The 19050-nt window shown below is 43.7% G+C and carries 10 protein-coding genes; all 10 read right to left on the bottom strand.

Translation table 11 applies throughout. The features are described 5' to 3' along the window. Positions 1 to 22: 22 nt before the first annotated feature. Complete coding sequence (locus tag G5B12_RS04495) at positions 23 to 1180, bottom strand: glycoside hydrolase family 3 protein (RefSeq protein ID WP_118063519.1); 1158 nt, start codon at positions 1178 to 1180, stop codon at positions 23 to 25. Next, a complete protein-coding gene (locus G5B12_RS04500) occupies positions 1173 to 2060 on the bottom strand; it encodes a lectin-like protein (RefSeq protein WP_021977299.1) in 888 nt (295 codons plus the stop codon). Before G5B12_RS04500 ends, G5B12_RS04495 begins: the two co-directional genes overlap by 8 nt. Before the next feature lie 18 nt (positions 2061 to 2078). Then, positions 2079 to 2627, bottom strand: coding sequence for a hypothetical protein (locus G5B12_RS04505; RefSeq protein ID WP_021977298.1), 549 nt, complete (start codon positions 2625 to 2627; stop codon positions 2079 to 2081). Positions 2628 to 2675: 48 nt separating this feature from the next. Beyond that, positions 2676 to 4244, bottom strand: coding sequence for a M48 family metalloprotease (locus G5B12_RS04510; RefSeq protein ID WP_174087813.1), 1569 nt, complete (start codon positions 4242 to 4244; stop codon positions 2676 to 2678). A 41-nt stretch (positions 4245 to 4285) separates the two neighbouring features. Continuing rightward, positions 4286 to 7792 (bottom strand): hypothetical protein, encoded by a 3507-nt coding sequence (locus G5B12_RS04515; RefSeq protein ID WP_174087814.1) that lies wholly within the window; start codon positions 7790 to 7792, stop codon positions 4286 to 4288. An 11-nt stretch (positions 7793 to 7803) separates the two neighbouring features. Further along, the gene (locus G5B12_RS04520; RefSeq protein ID WP_021977295.1) at positions 7804 to 9258 is read right to left on the bottom strand and encodes a TRAFAC clade GTPase domain-containing protein; all 1455 of its coding nucleotides are present in this window, start codon (positions 9256 to 9258) and stop codon (positions 7804 to 7806) included. 18 nt (positions 9259 to 9276) lie between these two features. After that, positions 9277 to 9921: a hypothetical protein gene (locus G5B12_RS04525; protein ID WP_021977294.1), complete on the bottom strand. Its 645-nt coding sequence runs from the start codon at positions 9919 to 9921 to the stop codon at positions 9277 to 9279. Positions 9922 to 9935: 14 nt separating this feature from the next. Then, entirely contained in the window at positions 9936 to 11861 is a 1926-nt protein-coding gene (locus tag G5B12_RS04530) for a hypothetical protein (protein ID WP_118063508.1), read from the bottom strand. 67 nt (positions 11862 to 11928) lie between these two features. After that, positions 11929 to 16164, bottom strand: coding sequence for a tubulin-like doman-containing protein (locus G5B12_RS04535; protein ID WP_174087815.1), 4236 nt, complete (start codon positions 16162 to 16164; stop codon positions 11929 to 11931). Positions 16165 to 16218: 54 nt separating this feature from the next. Continuing rightward, positions 16219 to 18936 (bottom strand): vWA domain-containing protein, encoded by a 2718-nt coding sequence (locus G5B12_RS04540; protein ID WP_174087816.1) that lies wholly within the window; start codon positions 18934 to 18936, stop codon positions 16219 to 16221. Positions 18937 to 19050: the final 114 nt, after the last annotated feature.

Raw genomic sequence — 19050 nt, forward strand, 5'->3', positions numbered from 1 at the left:
CTGTTCTGGGTCAATCGGATATTTATTCCGCTGTGTTTATTTTGTTTTTTACTGCCAGAATACGTCTGACAGATTCGTTGATTCTTTCTTCTGTTATTGTTCCATTCTGCACAGCATTTCTGACACCCGCATATGCCGCCGAAAAATCAGCAGGCATCAGGATCATATCTGCGCCCGCCTGTACCGCTCTTACAGCGGCATCTCCTGATGCATACTCATTGGCAACTGCTCCCATATTCATTGCATCCGTAATGACCAGCCCCTGAAATCCCAGCTGATCTCTCAGAATTTCTGTACATATGGTATAAGACAGACTTGCAGGCGTGTCATCTCCTGTGATACCCGGGCAGGAAATATGTCCCATCATCACAAAATCAGAGCCTGCTTCTATACCTTTCTTAAATGGAATCCACTCACAGTTTTCCAGTTCTTCCCTTGTTTTATAGACATAGGATTTTCCTTCATGACTGTCTTCATAAGTATCCCCATGTCCCGGAAAATGTTTCAGGGTAGACAGCATTCCTTTCGTATGCAGCCCTTTTACCTCTGAAGCTACCATAGCCCCATCGATTGAAGGGTCACTTCCAAAAGAACGGCTGCCTATTACTGTATTCTGCGGATTTGTCAGTACATCCGCAACCGGAGCGAAGTCTACATTAAATCCCAGTTCACTTAAATAACTGCCAATCTGACATCCGGTCTCATACGCTTTCAGGCTGTCTCCAGTCTGTCCGATCGCCTGCATGGAATCATATACCGGTGTTTCCATAATTCCACTTTTTGCAATCCGGCTTACAATACCGCCTTCTTCGTCTACTCCCACAAAGATCGGTACTCCACCTGTCTCCTGTGACATCTGCTGATAGCCTGCGATCAGATTTTTTACCTGATCATAACTTTCAATATTGGCAGACATCAGAATTATTCCTCCCACCGGATAAGCCTCATAGGCTCCTCTTGTTGTATCTCCTGCGCTGACTGCATTCCCTGCCAGAGTTTCCGGGGTGATAAAAAAAAGCTGTGCTATTTTTTCTGCCAGAGACATCTGCTGTATTTTCTCTTCAACGTTTTCTTCCTGTACCGGGTCTGCTTTCACCTGCACATGGGTAATCCCGGATGTACAGATGAAAGTGATACCTGCCAGCAAAATCGCTGCGAATCTTTTTTTTCTGCTATTCATATTCACATATATATCCTATTTTACCTGAAAAAGATGGAACAACACTTAAAATATCATCCGGCACATCATTCATATACCAGCCTCCATCATTGGATAAGAGATCCAGTACATGTTCTTCTACTCCGTCACCATAAAAGCTCGGTTCACCGGCAAACCAGCAGGAAGTTGTATGAGCCGTCCAGCTTGCACCGGAATTCAGTGCTTCTCCGAACAGTTTATTATCATTGTCTGCCCAGTAGTATTCATACTGATCCATCTCACGCCTTCCACTTATATAGAACTGTTTTTTCGCATAGTTCGTATTTGACTGGAGAAGATTTATGATTGCTGCATATTCCTCCTGGGTATTGATTCTTACAAGATATCCACCTTTTTGTCTGCACCGGTCAAATGCCTGCGTCCAGGTACAGTCTTCTATGACAACTTCATAAGTATGTATCTGTTTTTCTGTATCCGGAGCTTCTGTCGGTGTCGGAACAGGGGTGTTGGTCGGTACTGGGGTGTTTGTTGGTTCAGGTGAAGGTGTCGATGTACTCACCGATGTTGGAATCAATGTAGGTTCCGGCGTCTTTGCATTTTTTGTCACTTCTGACTTTTTCGCCGCTTCTGCTACGGACATATCATCCAGCTGTTTCTGCTTCGCTGAAAGCGCGCCGGGCAAAGCGATCCTGTCTGTTTTTACTGCATATACTGCTCCGCCTGCGATCACAGCAACGCCTGCCACTGCCGCAACTGCTACAGCAACAGGAAACTTCTTTTTTTGTGGAGCCGCATAATTCCCACCACTTTGGGGAAAACCTGTCTGTCTTATCTTTACTCCACATTCCGGACAAAAGATGCTGTCATCCGGTATGTTTTTTCTGCATCTTGGACATTTCATAGTTTATTCCTCTGCCTGTTATGCGTTTCCATCAGAAGTAGTTTCCTCTGAGTTTTCTTCCTCCCCGGAATCCGATTCTGCGGCTCCGGCGTCATCCACTCCGCTTTCATCACTTTCTTCGGTCACTTGTGAATCCTCAGAATTACCATCATCTGTGACATTATCCGCGCTTTCATCATTGTTTGTTTCCTGACCATCTGGCGCTGCTGTTTCATCACCTGGTGTTCCCTGATCCGGGTTCTCCGGTTCATTCACTGGTTCTCCCTGGCCGTTGGAATCTGCCGGATTCTTTCCCTCAGGTTTCTTCTGCACTGCAGCATCAGGATCATTTTTTCCCTGCTTATCTGATGGCTGCTGTTTCTTTTTATCTGCCGTATCTTTCTTTTTGTCATTGCCTGCCTGCGCAGGTACCGGCTCTCCTGTCGGTTTTTCCGGAATAACTTTCTGCTCTGTTTCCTGCATGTTCTCCTTTGGGGCGATCGCGGTTTTTACCAGACTTGCAGTACCTGCAAGTGCCATTACAGTAAACACAATAAACAGAATGTTTGTTACTTTATTCTCTCTCATTTCATACCAGCCTCCTTTACGTCCTTTTCTTTTTGCTGTATCCGTTTATTAACGGTAATATCCTGCCCCTAACTGCTGAAGTCTGGCAATTCTGTCGTGGCTGTCCGGATGTGAGCTTGCCAGTGCGGCAAACAGCCCGGAAGCTTTCTGCTCATGTGTACTGAAATAATCAAGTAATGCACACAGCTGGTCTCCATATCCAAGCTGAAATGCAAACTCATCGGCCTCAAACTCATTTCCACGGCTGGATTTCATGACAAGCAGTGTTCCAAGACCTGTCCATATCCTGAGAAGAAGATTCACTGTTATTACAGCGAGAAATCTTGAAAAGATCATAAATAAATGCGTAATAAAACCATCTTCGCCACCCATAAACAGACACATGATCGTAGTAATGATATCAAAGAACCAAAGGCCGATATTAAAGAATGTAACAAGCATATTTACAAACATATTACCAACCGAGATCAGCAGGATAAGATCTGTATCTTTATGTGCAAGATGTCCGAATTCATGTCCCAGTGTCGCCCGGATCTGCTCATCCGGCATATTCAGAAGGCCTCTTGTAACACATACTGTCTTTCGTCCCGTTGCAAAAGCGTTCGGACTGTCATCATCTGTGATATACAGCTGAATGCTGGAATTCAGAGAAGGATCTTTCTGTTTTGCTTTCGCATAAACTTCCCGGAATATCGGTTCCAGACGGTTGATATCCTCTGTACGTTTCAGTTTTTTACATCTTGTCTGAAAACGAAGGTACCATTCTCCGATCGGTGACAGTGCGATCGTAACAGATACAAGATATAAAACAATTCCGATCACAATTCCAAGCGGAATATTGTCTGGTACAAACAACACCGTAAATCCACAGACAAGTGCCACATTCAGGATCAGATAAATGATCACGGAAATATTGGACTTTCGAAACATCCTTGTAAGGAAATCAAAAAGATAAAATCCACTGGATCCGCTGCTTACGCTGACACCTGCATTTGATGTATTCTTTGTTTTTACAGGTTTTTTATTTGTCTGGCTTTTTGTTGGCTGCGAAGTATTGATTCCCGTGTCTGCCATCTGCTGGTTCGGGCTGTTCTGATCCACTCCTGACGGACCCGGATTTCTCTGCTGATTCCAGTTTCCCTGTACATTGATCTGCCGGAGTTTATGGTTCCGGGGTCTGCTTTGGGAAGACTGATTATGTATTTCCTGGCCTTCCGGTGACTGTTGGCTACGGTTATTCTGAGTACTTTCCAGCTGTGTACCCCAGTTATTCTGATTATTTTCTGCCTGTGTACCCCAGTTATTCTGATTATTTTCCGGTTGTGAAGTCCAGCTATTCTGAACATTTTCCGGCTGTGGGGTCCAGTTATTCTGAACATTTTCTGGCTGCCGGTTTTGATTTCCCTGGCTACTTCCCTGCGGTGGTCTCCAGTATCCCTGACTGCTTGCAGCCTGGCGTCCCCAGATTCCCTGGTCATCGGATGGCTGCCCCCATCCATTTCCATTATCCTGGGAGGCCTGGTTATTTCCGCCAAGCAGATCTGAGCCACAGCCCGGACAGAATCGCTCTGATCCGGTCCGCAGTTTTCTTCCACAAAATCTGCAGAACTTTGCCATACTCTTCCTCCTTTTTTTATCTGTATCGAATATACAGTTCTTTATCTCTCTCTTCTTTTTGACGCAATAATGTTATGGATAATGATAACAATATCACCTGTGATTCCAACCAGGATCAGTCCAATACTGATAGCCATGGTAATCTTGTCAGGAACCAGAAGACAAAGTACCAGAGATATGGCAACGCCGACCAGAAGTGCGACTACAGCCGCTATGATCAGAATTATCGGTGAACTCTCATCCTCTTCATCCATTTCTTCATCTTCATCGAGCTCATACCGTGTCCTTGCCGAACCCGGATATGGTCTTCTCTGCTCCGGTCTGTCATAAGATTCCCGGTACTCTCTCCTGGACACTCTTCCACCGTATCTCTTGCAGTAAATACTCTTCCACTCATCGTCAAGACGGTTCAAAAATCTTCCAAGATTAAGTTCTCTGGCAGTATCCTCCTTCAAAAGCTGGTAAGATGCCGCAACATCATTGTTTGCAAAAGCTTCGGGTTCTCTTGCTGCCAGACGTAAAATTCCATTGCCGGCTGCATTTCTTATGGCATCTGCTTCAAAAAGCTGAAGCCTTTCTGTATAAAGCAGTAATTCCAGAGCTGCACGAACAGCCTGGACAGGCGTATACTCTGTACCATAAATCTTCCGCAGCACATTCTCCAGATTAAAGTCTTTTTTTCCTTCCATCATCATGATCAGCTGCTCCTGGAGCAGGGCAAAAAAGTAACGATACTCTGGCCGTTCTTCTCTCTTAAGTCTTTCATCAACTGGCGTCAGATACGCTGAGATATCCTGGCTTTTCAGGATTATATTCTGCATTTTTTCCAGATTTTCCATATCCTGACTGTAATAAATGCACCACAGAACATTAAGACGCTTCCAGTCTTTCGGGAAAATCTTCCGGCGATCACATTCCTGGATCATATTTTTAAGGAAGCCAACCTGCGCTGCATTTAATCCGAACACCTGTATTGCATTCATCTTTGCGATCAGAGATAAAAATTTATTCTTCAGCTTCCGCTCAATTCCTGAATTCTCACCAAATATCTTCTTATAATTTAAAACCTCATCCTGAAATACTTCACACCAGGCAGCAAGTTCATTATTTCCCTGCTTTTTTTGGCACTGATGTCTCAGCATATTGAAATATGCATTTACGATCACACTGTATGTCTGTTCATTCAGCCACTGATTTTCTTTCACACCGCTTAAAAATACTGCTGTCTGATCCAGATTGGCAAGGACATATTCGGAAAGAACCATTTCCTGTCCACCATGGATAAACCACTCTGTAATGATCGCCCATCGCTGTTCTACTGTCAGCTGTTCCAGAAGGAGTCCCTTTCTGTCATCTTCCGCATGCGCATATAACTCGTACAGAATCATGGATACATAAGGTTCCGGACAATCTGCCAGGTCAGAAAGTGCCTGCTGGATTTCTTCCATATCCGAATATCCGCCTGGTTTCCGGCAATTATAGATTTTTGCACATTCCGATACATAAATCGCTTCCTGTATGATCGCCTTTTTTGCCGGCACATGCATCAGCCATTCGTGCAAATACTTTCCTGTTTCATGGAATACCATTGCCTCGCATTTTTCTCCCAGCTCCGCAACGATGTATTCAAACAGAGGTCTCCATTCTACGTTCAGGAACTGTCGGTCTCTGAATGTGGCAAAATAGATCAGGTGCCATACTGCTTCTGTATTCAGAACCGTTTCTTTTGAACTGCACTGCTCTTTAAAACAATTCCACAGCACATCGGATCTGTGTTCCTGTCCTGGAGTTTTTTTCAGTTTCTTCTCTTCCTGGCTTAAAAGACCATGCGCCTGTTTACGCAGATTGCCGTTTCCATAAAACAGCTGAAAAAACAGATTTCCATAAATTTCTTCCATGTTTTCATCTGTGATCTCAGAATAATTTAACGGACGGCTTAATGCTCCCATCAGCTGTGAAGTATACTCCCATTCATCTGTGCTCACACACTTTCTGTACCAGTCCTTCAACAGTGCAAAAATATTTGCTTTCACCGGACTGGAATGGGAAATCTGATCATCTTCACATATTTCGATCAAAAACGTTCTGAGGAAATCTTTTTTGTACCATTCTGCCTCTGTCTGCTCTCTGACATTCTTCAGAAAATCCAGGAATTTCTCTTCTGCCAGAGCATTTTCGCTCTCAAGAAGCTCCCTCAGAAGCTGTGCAAGAACTTCATCTGTCTGGTCAGATGCCAGATCCTGTATCAGGCATACCATGATCTCATCCTGACAGTTTTCAGGATAGATATTCTGCTGGACCAGTTCTATGAGATCCTTCTTTATGTTATCCGAATATCCCGGGTCCTGTGCTTCGCAGCTGAGCATTTCCCTGAATATCGATGCAGCATATTCTGTCCAGTATCCTGCTATATAGTAGGATACTCCAAGTATAAGCTGTTCTCTGGATCTTTTGTCTGCAAAATTCTGCTTCCGATTATCATTCAGTCCAAATATAAGGTTAAACATTTCCGGTGTATTGGCATTTTCATAAACCCGTTCCTGTCCGAAAAACTGAATGTATTGCCTGTTAAATTCCGCTTTTTCTTCTTCCTTCTGCAGGGTATCCCATATGAATCTGCCATAGGATGTATCCAGATCTCCACTCACATAACTTTTTTTGTTCTGAAGGTCAATGATAGAATATTCACTGTTTACCCATTCTTTTGCAAATCCACTTTCCATAAATATCAGCTGATACCCCTTCAGGACAGAAGCCTCCGGATTTGCTCCTCCGCAGGATACTGCACTGATATTCTGACTGATGAAATCCGGCAGAACTTTCAAAGTTGCCGCAATGATCTGCTCAGCATAACCATTTCCACCGGCTGCATTCCATGCAGGGCGGAACTGATCTGGCAGTACAACCAGAACTTTGTCATTCTCATGGCCCCTGTAATCCATATATCCAACTCTCTGGACAATGCTGCTGATATAATCAATAAAAAGTTCCTGTGTAAAACCTGCACGTTCAAAAACAGAAATTTCCGTTTTTTTCTGTGGATTTTTAAACAGGGAATACTCCGGATTTGCTTCGATACGCCCACGGGCACCATTTCTTTTTGACTCTTCAATTCGCGCCTGTACCGATGGATAAGGTTCAAAATTCTGCAGATTGAGTGCATATTCCGGTTCTCGTAAAAAGCGTCCCTTATCTTCCTCTGCCAGAATGTAACTGCTGCTGTATGTAAAATCACGGAACTCGCCGGAACTTCTTTCACCGGACATATTTCCTTCTGCTTTCAGTCTGTATGCACGACTTACTACTGTAAGCTGCTGATTCAGCCTCTTGATCTTCAGAACGCCTCGATATGTTCCGGTGATCTCCGAAGGAACAGGCCGGATATCCTCCAGTGTTCCTACTGCTTCACATTCTCTGGCTACAAGCTTCGCCTGATCTTCTCTGGCAAACATATCTCTGCTGATGGTGACTGTCGTACTGTCTCCCTTTGAACCGGAACGTGAAAAATATCCTTCTGTACATCGGGAATATATATGTTGTCCTATCATGCTGTTTCCTCCTAACGTCTATGAAACCAGGAATGTTTTTTTGGCGGTTCCGGAATCTGCTCATCCCAGTTTTCCGCAAAATTTCTTCCCCATTCATTAACCACCCTCTGTGGTGCATCATAAAATTCTCCTCTGAAGAAAGGAGGTACAAAATTCAGTCTCATCAGAAGATAAAGCAACGGTTCTTCCACACGGATCGGATGGATCAGACGGAAATTATCAAGATTATCTCCGCTTACCTTTACAGCTGCTCCCAGAGCGGATACAGAAATATAATATGGACTGAAAAATGTCTGATCCAGGAAATTTGATAATCCTCTGGAAAGATACTGGATACACGCTCTGGTAGACTGATTCATAGGATTAAAATAAGTATCCTCCAGATTGGAATCCGGAATCATCTGAAATCTCGGTGCGATCACTGGCTGATTCAGCGGAATTCCCAGCTGCTGGTAATTTTTGTACAGAAGATCAGTTTTGGTCAGTGCAACAACACTTGGCCTCTGAATCTGTCCCATATCTCCGGTAACACAATCCAGGATTGATGTTTTCATGCCGGAAATCGCTTCTTCCAGCTGATCGATATCACGGTTCATATACTGTTCCGGAAGCCGATTGTACACACCCTCCAGAGTCTCCGGATCAACCATCATGATAAATCCATCCGACTCCTTAAACTGGGGAACATTGATATTGGAAAGATCCTCATTTCGTTCTCCGTTGAACATCTCGCCTCGCATATCAATCAGACCCAGAATACATTTCTTATTAGACTGTGCAGATCCTGGCATTGCGGTATAATCTGCCTGAAGAAGATACGGAGTTTTTCTGTCCTCCTGAGTTGTCGCCGGAAGTCTGTTCTCTCTTCTTATGTGTGAAGCAAACTGTTCATATTCCCTTCCTGTAACTCCCAGAGTCTCAAAATGAACAAAGCCCTGCGGAAGTCCAAAATTTCCTCCGCTCAACATCATGTGTAAAACTGTAAGATATACTGTTTTTCCTGCGGAGCTGGGTCCCATAAGGCTCACCAGGTACATCGGCATTTTTCCTGCCTGAGGGATCAACTGTGAATGACAATGCGGACAGTAGAACTTTCTCACGATTCCACTTACCTTTTCCTCACCGATCTCCAGATCTTTCACCTCTACAGCCTGCACCAGTTCTGTATTTCTGCACTCATCACTGACTGCATACTCCGGAGAAATGGTTACCGGATACACCTCTTCATTTGTGATCACGCTCTCACTTCGAAGCTGTGCAAGACTTTTGTACTGAATTTCAATATGCTTCTCTTTCAACACAAATTTATTTGCTCCAGATTTTCTGTCATTAAGCTGAATATCATCTGACTGCCGGATTCCCTCAAAATTATCTGACCTGATCTCATCCTTCGTAAGCTTCACGCATCGTTCTGCTTCTCTGATGGGACGCAGGCACTGTATACATTTTATCGGATAATAACTCATATCTGCCTCCTGCTCCTTTTATTTTTTATGAAAAATCGAAAACAGTGAAAATTTTCCTCCTGTGTCCTGTTTCGAACGTGGTATCTGAATCGCTTCTCCACTCAGTTTTATATTTTTTTCTTTTGTCTGCACCTGTGGCAATCCCGGCAGTTCCGGGAAATAAAGATTTCTGTATTCATTGATTCCCGCGCGGATCTCATTTGGAATTTCAAATCTCAGGATCGTTCCTCCCCAGAAATATTCATAATACAATAGTCCCTCCGGGATTTCTTTGTCACTCTGAAGCAGTAAAGTGTACCCTGCATTTGTACAAACCCAGTTCCATTTCACTGTGGCAATTCCACAGTATACATTTATAAGATACTGTTCCTGTGACGCAAGTGCCATGATCTCTCTTCCGGAAAGTTCTCTTCTGGAGTCTGTCACAAATATAAGAAAACGTGTACTGTTGATACTTTCCATATCCAGATTATCCGACTGAAAAGAGACTTCCATGCAATGATTGATGCACTGCGAATAACTGATCATTACCGGAATACTCACATTCTCTTTATAAATCCACACGAAATATGCATTTTCTTCATTTTCAGATATTGTCCATGAGAAGCGGAACCGGCCATAATCCATCTGTCTTCCTTTTAAGTCTTTTAATGCTATTACCATTACTTTCTCCTTTGTTACTCAGAGTATATGCGGTTCTCTGCAAAACGCCCGGAAATACGGACGATCTCGATACGGTCATCCTGAGGGCAGCCTTTAAAACTGATATCATAAGTGGGCTGATTCCGCAGACAGCGGCACAGGAGATTTTCTTCATTTCCCATCACAAATAATGTCTGATGACTGCTTGCCTGAAATCCTCCGATAAGTCTCACAGGAAATTTCCAGTTCTCTTCCAGTTTTTTAAAAAACTGTGTGGAATCTCCCTGTACAAGATTTGTCAGGCGTACCTTCATATATTCTTCACGGTTTTCAAGACTTCCCGCAACGATCCGGTTACAGATCTCCAGCAGATCATTTCCGGTTCTGTTTTTCTGATCTTTTTCATGATCCTTAAAAAAGCCTGCTATGATCTTCTGATATTTATGAAATATATGGATCACTTCATGGGGATGATTATTATTATATTCTTCCATCCATCGTCTGGCTTCTTCCTGTGCATCTGCCACAAATCCTCCGCCGGTGTTAAAAAGAAGTTCTGTCTGTCCCAGTCTTTTTTCCTGGTTGCTGACAGCCTGCTCCATAGATTGAAAGACATCATCCAGCACTTTCTTTTTCTGGCGGAACCTTTTCATGTTTTCTTTCTCCGGCGCCAGTCCTTCTGCAATGATCTTCCTTGGAGCCTGACGGATCTCTCCTGCAAGCCACTGTTCACAGGACTGTCTCATGTCCGGATAAAACATCCCCTGACGTACATCAATCACCGGACTGTTTTCCAGGATCTTCTGTGATCTTTCTTCCAGAATGCCAAGATGATTTACTGCCCCATTGAGTTCCAGCAGATATTCATCAACAAACGAATCCCACCATTCCTGTACCACCTCTGCTGTAGCCTTAATGGGATGAAGATAATAATCGTTGGCAAACTTTTTCAGCCGTTTTTCCAGTTTCTGCATATCATTGCCAGGAATCACACTGTATATTGGTGATGTACATATTTTTCCATCTGGTCCATGAGGTATTTTTTCCATTCGCTTTTTCCAGGATGCACTTTCAAAATACTCGTACTTCATTTTATCAAATGCTGTAGTCCGCCTTCTGCCGGCACTTTTATAATATTCATGTACTGCCAGTAAGCGATTCAGTGTAAGAGATTTTACCGGTTCACATACAGAAATGGCTCTTGCCGTAAAAAAATATTCTTTTTCATTACTCCTGACCGGAAGAAGAACACCCTGGGTTTTTTCTTTATCTTCACAGTCTGTATCCTGAAATATCATAAGCATGATTATCGTTTTGATCTTCTGTTCCAGATTGATCTTATGTCCGTTCTCATTGACATCAGAAAGTACGCAGCATGGACAGCAGCATTCCAGATAATTTTTGCGGCCGTTTTCCATGATCCGGTCCATTTGGCGGCGCAGCATCTGTACTTTATATTTTGTGAGATCTACATTATAACTTTCCACCATCAGAAACGGATGCCATTCCACAGAAATCTGGCGTTTTCTCATTTCTGTCTGCATCATGATCCAGGAATCCGCCACTCTCTGTTCATCTTCTCTCTGACACAGACAGTCCATAAGAAATACCGGACATATCAGGATTTTGTCAAATCGGACATCCAGATAATCCTGCGATGCCTGATTGATCCTGCCTGCAAAAGCATGAAATGCCTCTTCTCCTGTTGTTCTTTCCCAGTCACTGATGATCTGGACAGTTCTGATATCCGATACGATCTTTTTTATTTCCTCTTTAAAAAGCAGCTCTGCTTTTCTGCAGCTTGTCTCGCTTCCTATCACCCAGATAAACACCAGTGTTTTCAGAGATACAAAGTTCTGGCTGTTAAAAGTTTTCTGTTCTTCTGCATCATTAAGAATACTCTCCAGTTTTTTTTCGATCACTTCTGTATTTTTTTCTGCCTGATACAGACTTTCTTCCATTCAAGTCTCCTCCCACTTATGTTATATTTCAAGGAAATCCGGCCTAAGCCGGATCTCCTTTCTCTTCTCAGATATTATTATTTGGATCTTCTCCGGAAGGATTTCCCCATGATGGCATTCCGGCATCTCCCGACTGAGAAACCGGCTGGCTTCCTGGCATTCCATTTCCTCCCTGAGGATAGCCCGGCTGACTTCCCGGCATTCCCGGCATTCCGATTCCTCCTGGATAACCTGGCTGACCTCCCGGCACTCCTGGCATTCCGGTTCCTCCCGGATAGCCTGGCTGGCCTCCCGGCATTCCTGGCATTCCGGTTCCTCCCGGATAGCCTGGCTGGCTTCCCGGCATTCCTGGCATTCCATTTCCTCCCGGATAGCCTGGCTGGCTTCCTGGCATTCCCGGCATTCCGGTTCCTCCTGGATAACCTGGCTGACCTCCCGGCATTCCTGGCATTCCGGTTCCTCCCGGATAGCCTGGCTGGCTTCCCGGCATTCCGGCTCCTGCAGGATAATATACGATCATCTGCTGCATTTTTGTATCAAAAACCTGCTGACCTGGCTGCGGCTGTGCGATCGGCTGATAGGTCATCGGATCCAGATATCTCGGCACTTCCGGCTGATACATAACCTGCTGGCGCATCTTCGTATCAAAAACAAGCTGGCCCGGCTGCGGCTGTGCGATCGGCTGATAGGTCATCGGGTCCAGATATCTCGGCACTTCCGGCTGATACATAACCTGCTGGCGCACCTTCGTATCAAAAACAAGCTGGCCTGGCTGTGGCTGTGCGATCGGCTGATAGGTTGTTGGATCCAGATATCTCGGCGGCTCTGCCTGATGATTTACAGGCTGCTGTTCTTCTGTCCGATGAATATCATGATGATCCCACTCCTGATGGTGGTCACTCAGCTTTGACTGCTCGTCTATTGGAAGCATTCTGGTCATTTCCTCAATGATTCCCTGATAAAAATCCAGTTTATTGATACATTCTGCTTTTTCATCCGGTCCTGCATTATAGAGTTCCTGACGTACCGTTTCTACCTGTTCCTTATATTCCGGAATATACTGCTCCCGGATTTCTTTATAATGTTCCTCTCTCTGTCCCATACTGTCTTTGATACGCGCTCTCAGATTTGTATACTGTGTATCAATTTCTGCACGCATCTTCTTATCCAGAAGTTTACAGAGTTTCCGATACACCTGATATTCCCGGTAGTCCGGAGCCATTTCCTGTCCAACCATCAGCGTGATCGGCATCGGATCCATGTCTGATCTTTTATATACCACATCCATGATCTCATTTTCATAGATCATATGAGCTACTTTTGCGTATGCATAATATTTCGGATAATAAAGTTCATCTTCCAGCTGCTGGATCTTTTCTGCAAGCTGGCATTCTCGTTCCAGCTGTCTCATTACCTGCGGATATCTCAGGATATTTTCACGGATATTATCTTTTTCTCTTTCCAGCTTATTTCCCTGTACCTGATTGTTTTCGGAATTTCCGATGCTGCGCAGATACGTACCAAATGGTTTCAGAACCAGCTCTTCTCCGGAATCCCATACTGCCATCTTGATCTTTGTCAGCTGCTCGATCTTCTTAAGAATTGTCGGCGCATTTAAATTGGCCTTGCTTACAGATGCGGCAACTTTTTCATTGGCTTTTTTGAGGACAATATTTCCATTATGTTCTGTGATCAGGTCCAGCTTTACTGCTTCATCAAAAAGTTCTCTGTATTTTTTATTATTTTTTCTGGTCCGTTCACAGGTATAAATTCCATGCCAGGAAGGTTCTACATACGGAGACGGCAGATAATCACGCCACTCTCTGATCAGATGTTTACCCATTCCTGCTTTACCAAGCATCTGTTCCTCATATGCCTCTTCCATCTTTTCAAGGAAATCATTGGAATACAGTGGAAATCCGCTGGCAACCTTGACAATATAAAATCTGCTTCTCTCATCACTCTGCTTGATAATGACTTTTGTACTTAAATTTTTTGCTCTAATATGTGCCACTGCGGTCTGATAGATTACCGGGCAGTCACTTGGAATGGACAGAATGGAAAATTCATCTGTCTTTCCATCAAACTGTGCACTTTTTTTATACATGGCATAGGACTTGTCAAGAAGATGATCGATGCAGTCACCGATATATTGGTTCAGGCTCTGTCCTGATTTCAGTTTCGTAGACATAATATTTTCCATGTTGATCGTAAGAAGTTTGCTGAAATGCTCAGAAATAAATCCGGAAATAAATCCTGGAACATCTACAGTTCCTGCAATGTTCTCATCAACGTTGTCAATATCTCTGCCGATCCACTTGTGGATATTTTCTGCCAGACTTCCAAGGAAAGAATTTTCTGCCGCAAGAACCGCCGCATTGAATTCCATCTGCTTCGTATGTTCAAACTGCAATGGGCGGATCAGAACATCCGTATCTTCCTGCACAACAGCTTCCTGTGCCTTGATGATCTCCACATTGTCATGGAATATCTTTGGAAGCTCAAACAGTGTATCTGTCAGAGGTTTCAGAATATTATCATAGTATAATTTCAACCGTCCCTGAAGAATCTCAATAACTTTTACGATCTCTTCATTTAAAAATGCAGATTCTTCATTTCTGTACCATCTTTCAACAGAATCCAGATAATCTTTTGCAGCCTGTTTTTTCTTTCCAAATCCCGCATTCGTTCCCATGACATACATCTGCTGCATTTCTTCCTTCATTCTCTGGGACTGGCCTGCACACTGGCCTTTCAGTTCATTGCAGTAATTCTTAAATCCTTCCAGCATATGATAGAGAGAATAACTTTCCTCTGATTTCACAAAGTATCTCAGATATACAGGACCTGTTTTCTTATTCTGAAGATTTGATTTAATGTAATTTTTCAGTTTTCCTTCCAGATAGCTTGGAAGATTTCCGGATTGTTTTACTACCGCACGCTGAAAATCCGCAAGCCAGTTATAAGCGGCATTATACGGTGTGTTATTTGGCCAGATATCCTTATAGTCAAACTGCTGCAGTGCCGGTCTCGGAATAACCTCTCTGTACAGCAGACTTCGGATATTATCTTCTGTCATTTCCAGATCACGATATACTGTGACATTAAATTCTTCCTGCGTTGGACGATTTCTGAACATTCCCTGATCCAGACGTTCAAATACACGTGCAGCAACCAACGTTGAAATCTCTGTATAAGGAATTTCAATCTTTGCGGCACCAACGGACAGGTATTTATAGCATGCCGGATACGGAGCCCTTGTCTCCAGTGCGGTCATATATCCCTGAATGTTATTGTACATCTGTGTCATTGCGGTATTACCACCATCACCGCCACCGGCTTCTCCCGCAACGTAAGCAAAAATATTCTCCGCAACAGAACGCAGGATCTTTTTGTAACTGAACTGGTGACCGTGGATATCTGAAGCATCCAGAAGATGGCAGAAATCAAATGGTGCTGCAAATTCATTTAATTCATAGCCAGGAAATTTCTGATGGTAACGTTCCATATGCTCACTGGAGTTCATCCAGTAATCCAGTTCTTTCAGGCAGGCAAAACCGTTTGCACGCAGAGATGTATCTGCACCACCATTTAACTCATTGACATCTGTCATGATCAGATAGCCCAGGATATTTACATTTGGTATGGATTCTTTAGCCACTTTTCTTAAAATATAGGCCATATCCAGAAATGTACCTGCACCGGTACCACCGGAAATACCGCTGAATAAGATGATTCGGATATCATTGATCTGTGTATTGCTGATAAGACTGCTGATCTTGCCCTTAATATCTGCAACTACTTTTAAGATGTTATTTGCCAGAAGCATACGTCCGATCTGGCGGATTCCACCTGCACCATCCGCACCTGCAATAGCATTTACATCTTTATCAAACCACTGCCAGTATTCTACACCATTGTCTTTCTGTTTCAGGACATTCTCGATAACCTTGTCTACCGCATCCACAGAAATATCACAGAACTCTGTTCCACGTCTGTCAAAATGTGCGGTACCATATGCAAGATTTTTGGTTTTCTTATCGGTATCAATTTCCAGAAATCCAATATTTTTCGGTGTGTCCGCAACAGGTGTGTTACTTTCATCAGTAGGAAGGATCATTCTATTGGTGATCTGATCCTTAATGCGGATCAGTGCATCCGCACCACTTCCTCCAAGTCCTACAAACAGCACTGCCTGTTTTTCCTCAGGCGCAACTCGTGCGCCTGCGTAATAAATACCGCCATTCTGGCCAAGGCTCAGTGCCTGCTCCAGTAAGCTGATCGTTCTTTTTTCTTTTGCCATAACATGTCCTCCGTTTAAGGATTATTTTATACCGTTTATAAAAAATAACTGCGATCAGAAAAAGTCATCTCCGCTTCCGTCACTTCCGGAACCGCCAAAGTTAAATCCGCCGTTTCCTCCCGGCTGGGTATTTCCCTGGCTGTCGCCACCAAAGCTACCACTTCCGAAGTCGTTTCCTCCCTGGTTGTTTCCGCCTCCGAAACCGTTTCCTTCCTGGCCGTTTCCTCCGCCGAAGTCATTTCCGCTTCCGAAACCATTTCCACTTCCGAAACCGTTTCCTCCCTGGCTGTTTCCTCCGCCGAAGTCATTTCCGTTTCCGAAGCTGTTTCCACTTCCGAAGCCATTTCCTCCCTGGCTGTTTCCTCCGCCAAAGTCATTTCCGTTTCCGAAGCCGTTTCCACTTCCGAAGCCATTTCCTCCCTGGCTGTTTCCTCCGCCGAAGTCATTTCCTCCTCCGAAACCGTTTCCGCTTCCGAAGCCATTTCCTCCCTGGCTGTTTCCTCCGCCAAAGCCATTTCCGCCTCCGAAACCGTTTCCGTCTCCGAAACCATTTCCACTTCCGAAACCGTTTCCTCCACCGAAACCATTTCCTCTCTGGCCACCATATGGACTGCCAGTATGGCTGATATCAAAATCACTTCCTCCAGATCCATAAATAGATCCGGACATTTTCTGTTCTTTTCCGACGATCAATGTCAGCACACTTCCACCCTGCTCAGATGGGCTGACATACTGAATGGAAATTCTGTCGCCTTTTCTGACAGATTTTTTTACACCCTTTTCAGTGTCGATCTTCTGATTATCAATCTGGATCATGCCTGTTGTCTTTGGAAGCACACAGACTTCAATTCCATCTTTTAATGCTTTCAGCTTGATATTCTGTACCAGAGCCTGAAGGCCTGTACGCATAAACACTTCATTATATGTATTTCTTGCTACCTGATCCTCATTGATCACAGTCCCTAACAGCACTTCGGATTTTTTGCCCGGCAAAGTCATAGATACGCTGCCTGGTGTCAGGCTCTGAAGAGCAGGCGGCAATGTGAGCTGCATAGTGAGCAGATCACGGAATTTCGGTTTCATTGCACGGAGAATGAAGAAAATTGCAGCGATCACTGCAAGGATCAATACCAGTACTCCGATAACGATCGTCCATACGGATTTTACGTTTACCCGCATTGTAAATCGTGCGCTCTGTCCATATTCATCCGCAATACGGAGATTTACATCCTGACTACCATTTTTTAACGGAACGATCTGGAATGTTTTGGTATCTGGATTAAAGGAAACCTTCGCATTTATTTCACTGTCTTCTTCAATATCACAGTTAATCTTGGATGTTGCGTCGTATGTAGTGATCTCGTCCAGAGGAATTTCCTTGGTCTTTCCGAATGGTTTTCCAAACAGTGATACTTTTTTCACATCTCCGCTTTTTACAGATAACGGAGTACTTTTTATGATCATCTTGTATGGGGTTGTTTCTTTTGAGAAACTTTCATTTCTTCCATTAAGAACTACTTTTACTGTATAATCACCCGGCTTCTCTGCCTTCATGGTGTATTTGAACCTGTAGCTGTCTGTATCCATAGGGATCTGCTGTTCTTTTCCACTGGCATCTGTGATAATACAGGTAGCAGTTGCACCATACAGAAGATCATCATCTGAAATTATCTGATCTCCGCATTTCAGAAGTGCTGTCATATTGATATCATCACCTGTTTTCGGTGAAGATTTATCCACATCCAGAGTAAGGTTCATATCAAATGTGGTCAGCAGATTGATCTTGATCGAATCCTTTGCGTCGCCTGCCACACTTACAGTCCATTCACCTTTCTGCGGATTCTTAACCTTAATGGTCATATAACGTTTATCAGAAGATACCGTGATATTGTGTTCTTCATCCTGAGGTACTTCTTTTCCGGAAGGATCGATGATCTTCGGATCTGACACACCTTTTTCTGTAAGAATTACAATATTAGCCGCGTAAACGCTTGCATTGTCAACAGTAAAGTTTGTTGTATATCTTCCTGTTTTGGAATCATACTGGGAAGGAAGTTCCGCACTGCCGCCCTTTGTGTGGTCATTATAAATGTCTTCAATAATACCATTCAGCTGATCTGAAGATTTTGTTTCATAGAATTTACCGCCTGTCTTCTCGGCAATATCGTTCATTGTAGCGGAATCCAGAGAACCATCATAATTCAGTCCGATGGTATATACCGGAAGGTTCAGAGATACTGCCTCTTTGAGAGTCTTGCTCAGTTCTTTCTGGGATTCTTCTACTGTACGTGGTCCTTTTGGAAGATCTGTTCTTCCGTCGCTGAGCAGAACGACCATCGGATTTCGTCCGGAATTAAAAGCCTTTCCCTCTTTCAGAAGTTTTACGGCTTCTGTAAGTCCCAGTGCGATATCGGTATCATTATTGATATCATATTTGATCGCTTCCATGCCTTTTTTGAGTGTATCTTTTCCGGTGCTCAGATCGGTAAGTCCCACACTGTCAAGAATAACATGGGAATAATATACATAACCGGCTCTTGTGCCCTCTGCACTGGATGCACACAGTTCTGTAAAGAGCTTTCCGGCAGTCGGTGCCATGTATTCCGGGTCTGCCCGCTCCATAGAACCACTTCCGTCGATGACATAAATGACATCCAGATTCAGATTGTCTTCTGTCGACGGTGTTGCTTCTTCTGCTTTTACCGGTATTCCTGTCACACAGGTAACAACCAACAGCAAAAGCATTACTAAAAAACGCGCTGTCTTTTTCATGTTTTCCCTCCATTTTCCCTTTTATCTGTGCCTATTTTTCTTTAAAATTATCACTATTGCACAAATAAACAGCATATTTTTGAATACTGATATAATATATATACTTAATTATAC

The sequence above is a fragment of the Blautia sp. MSK.20.85 genome (assembly GCF_013317245.1).
GTDB lineage: Bacteria > Bacillota > Clostridia > Lachnospirales > Lachnospiraceae > Blautia_A.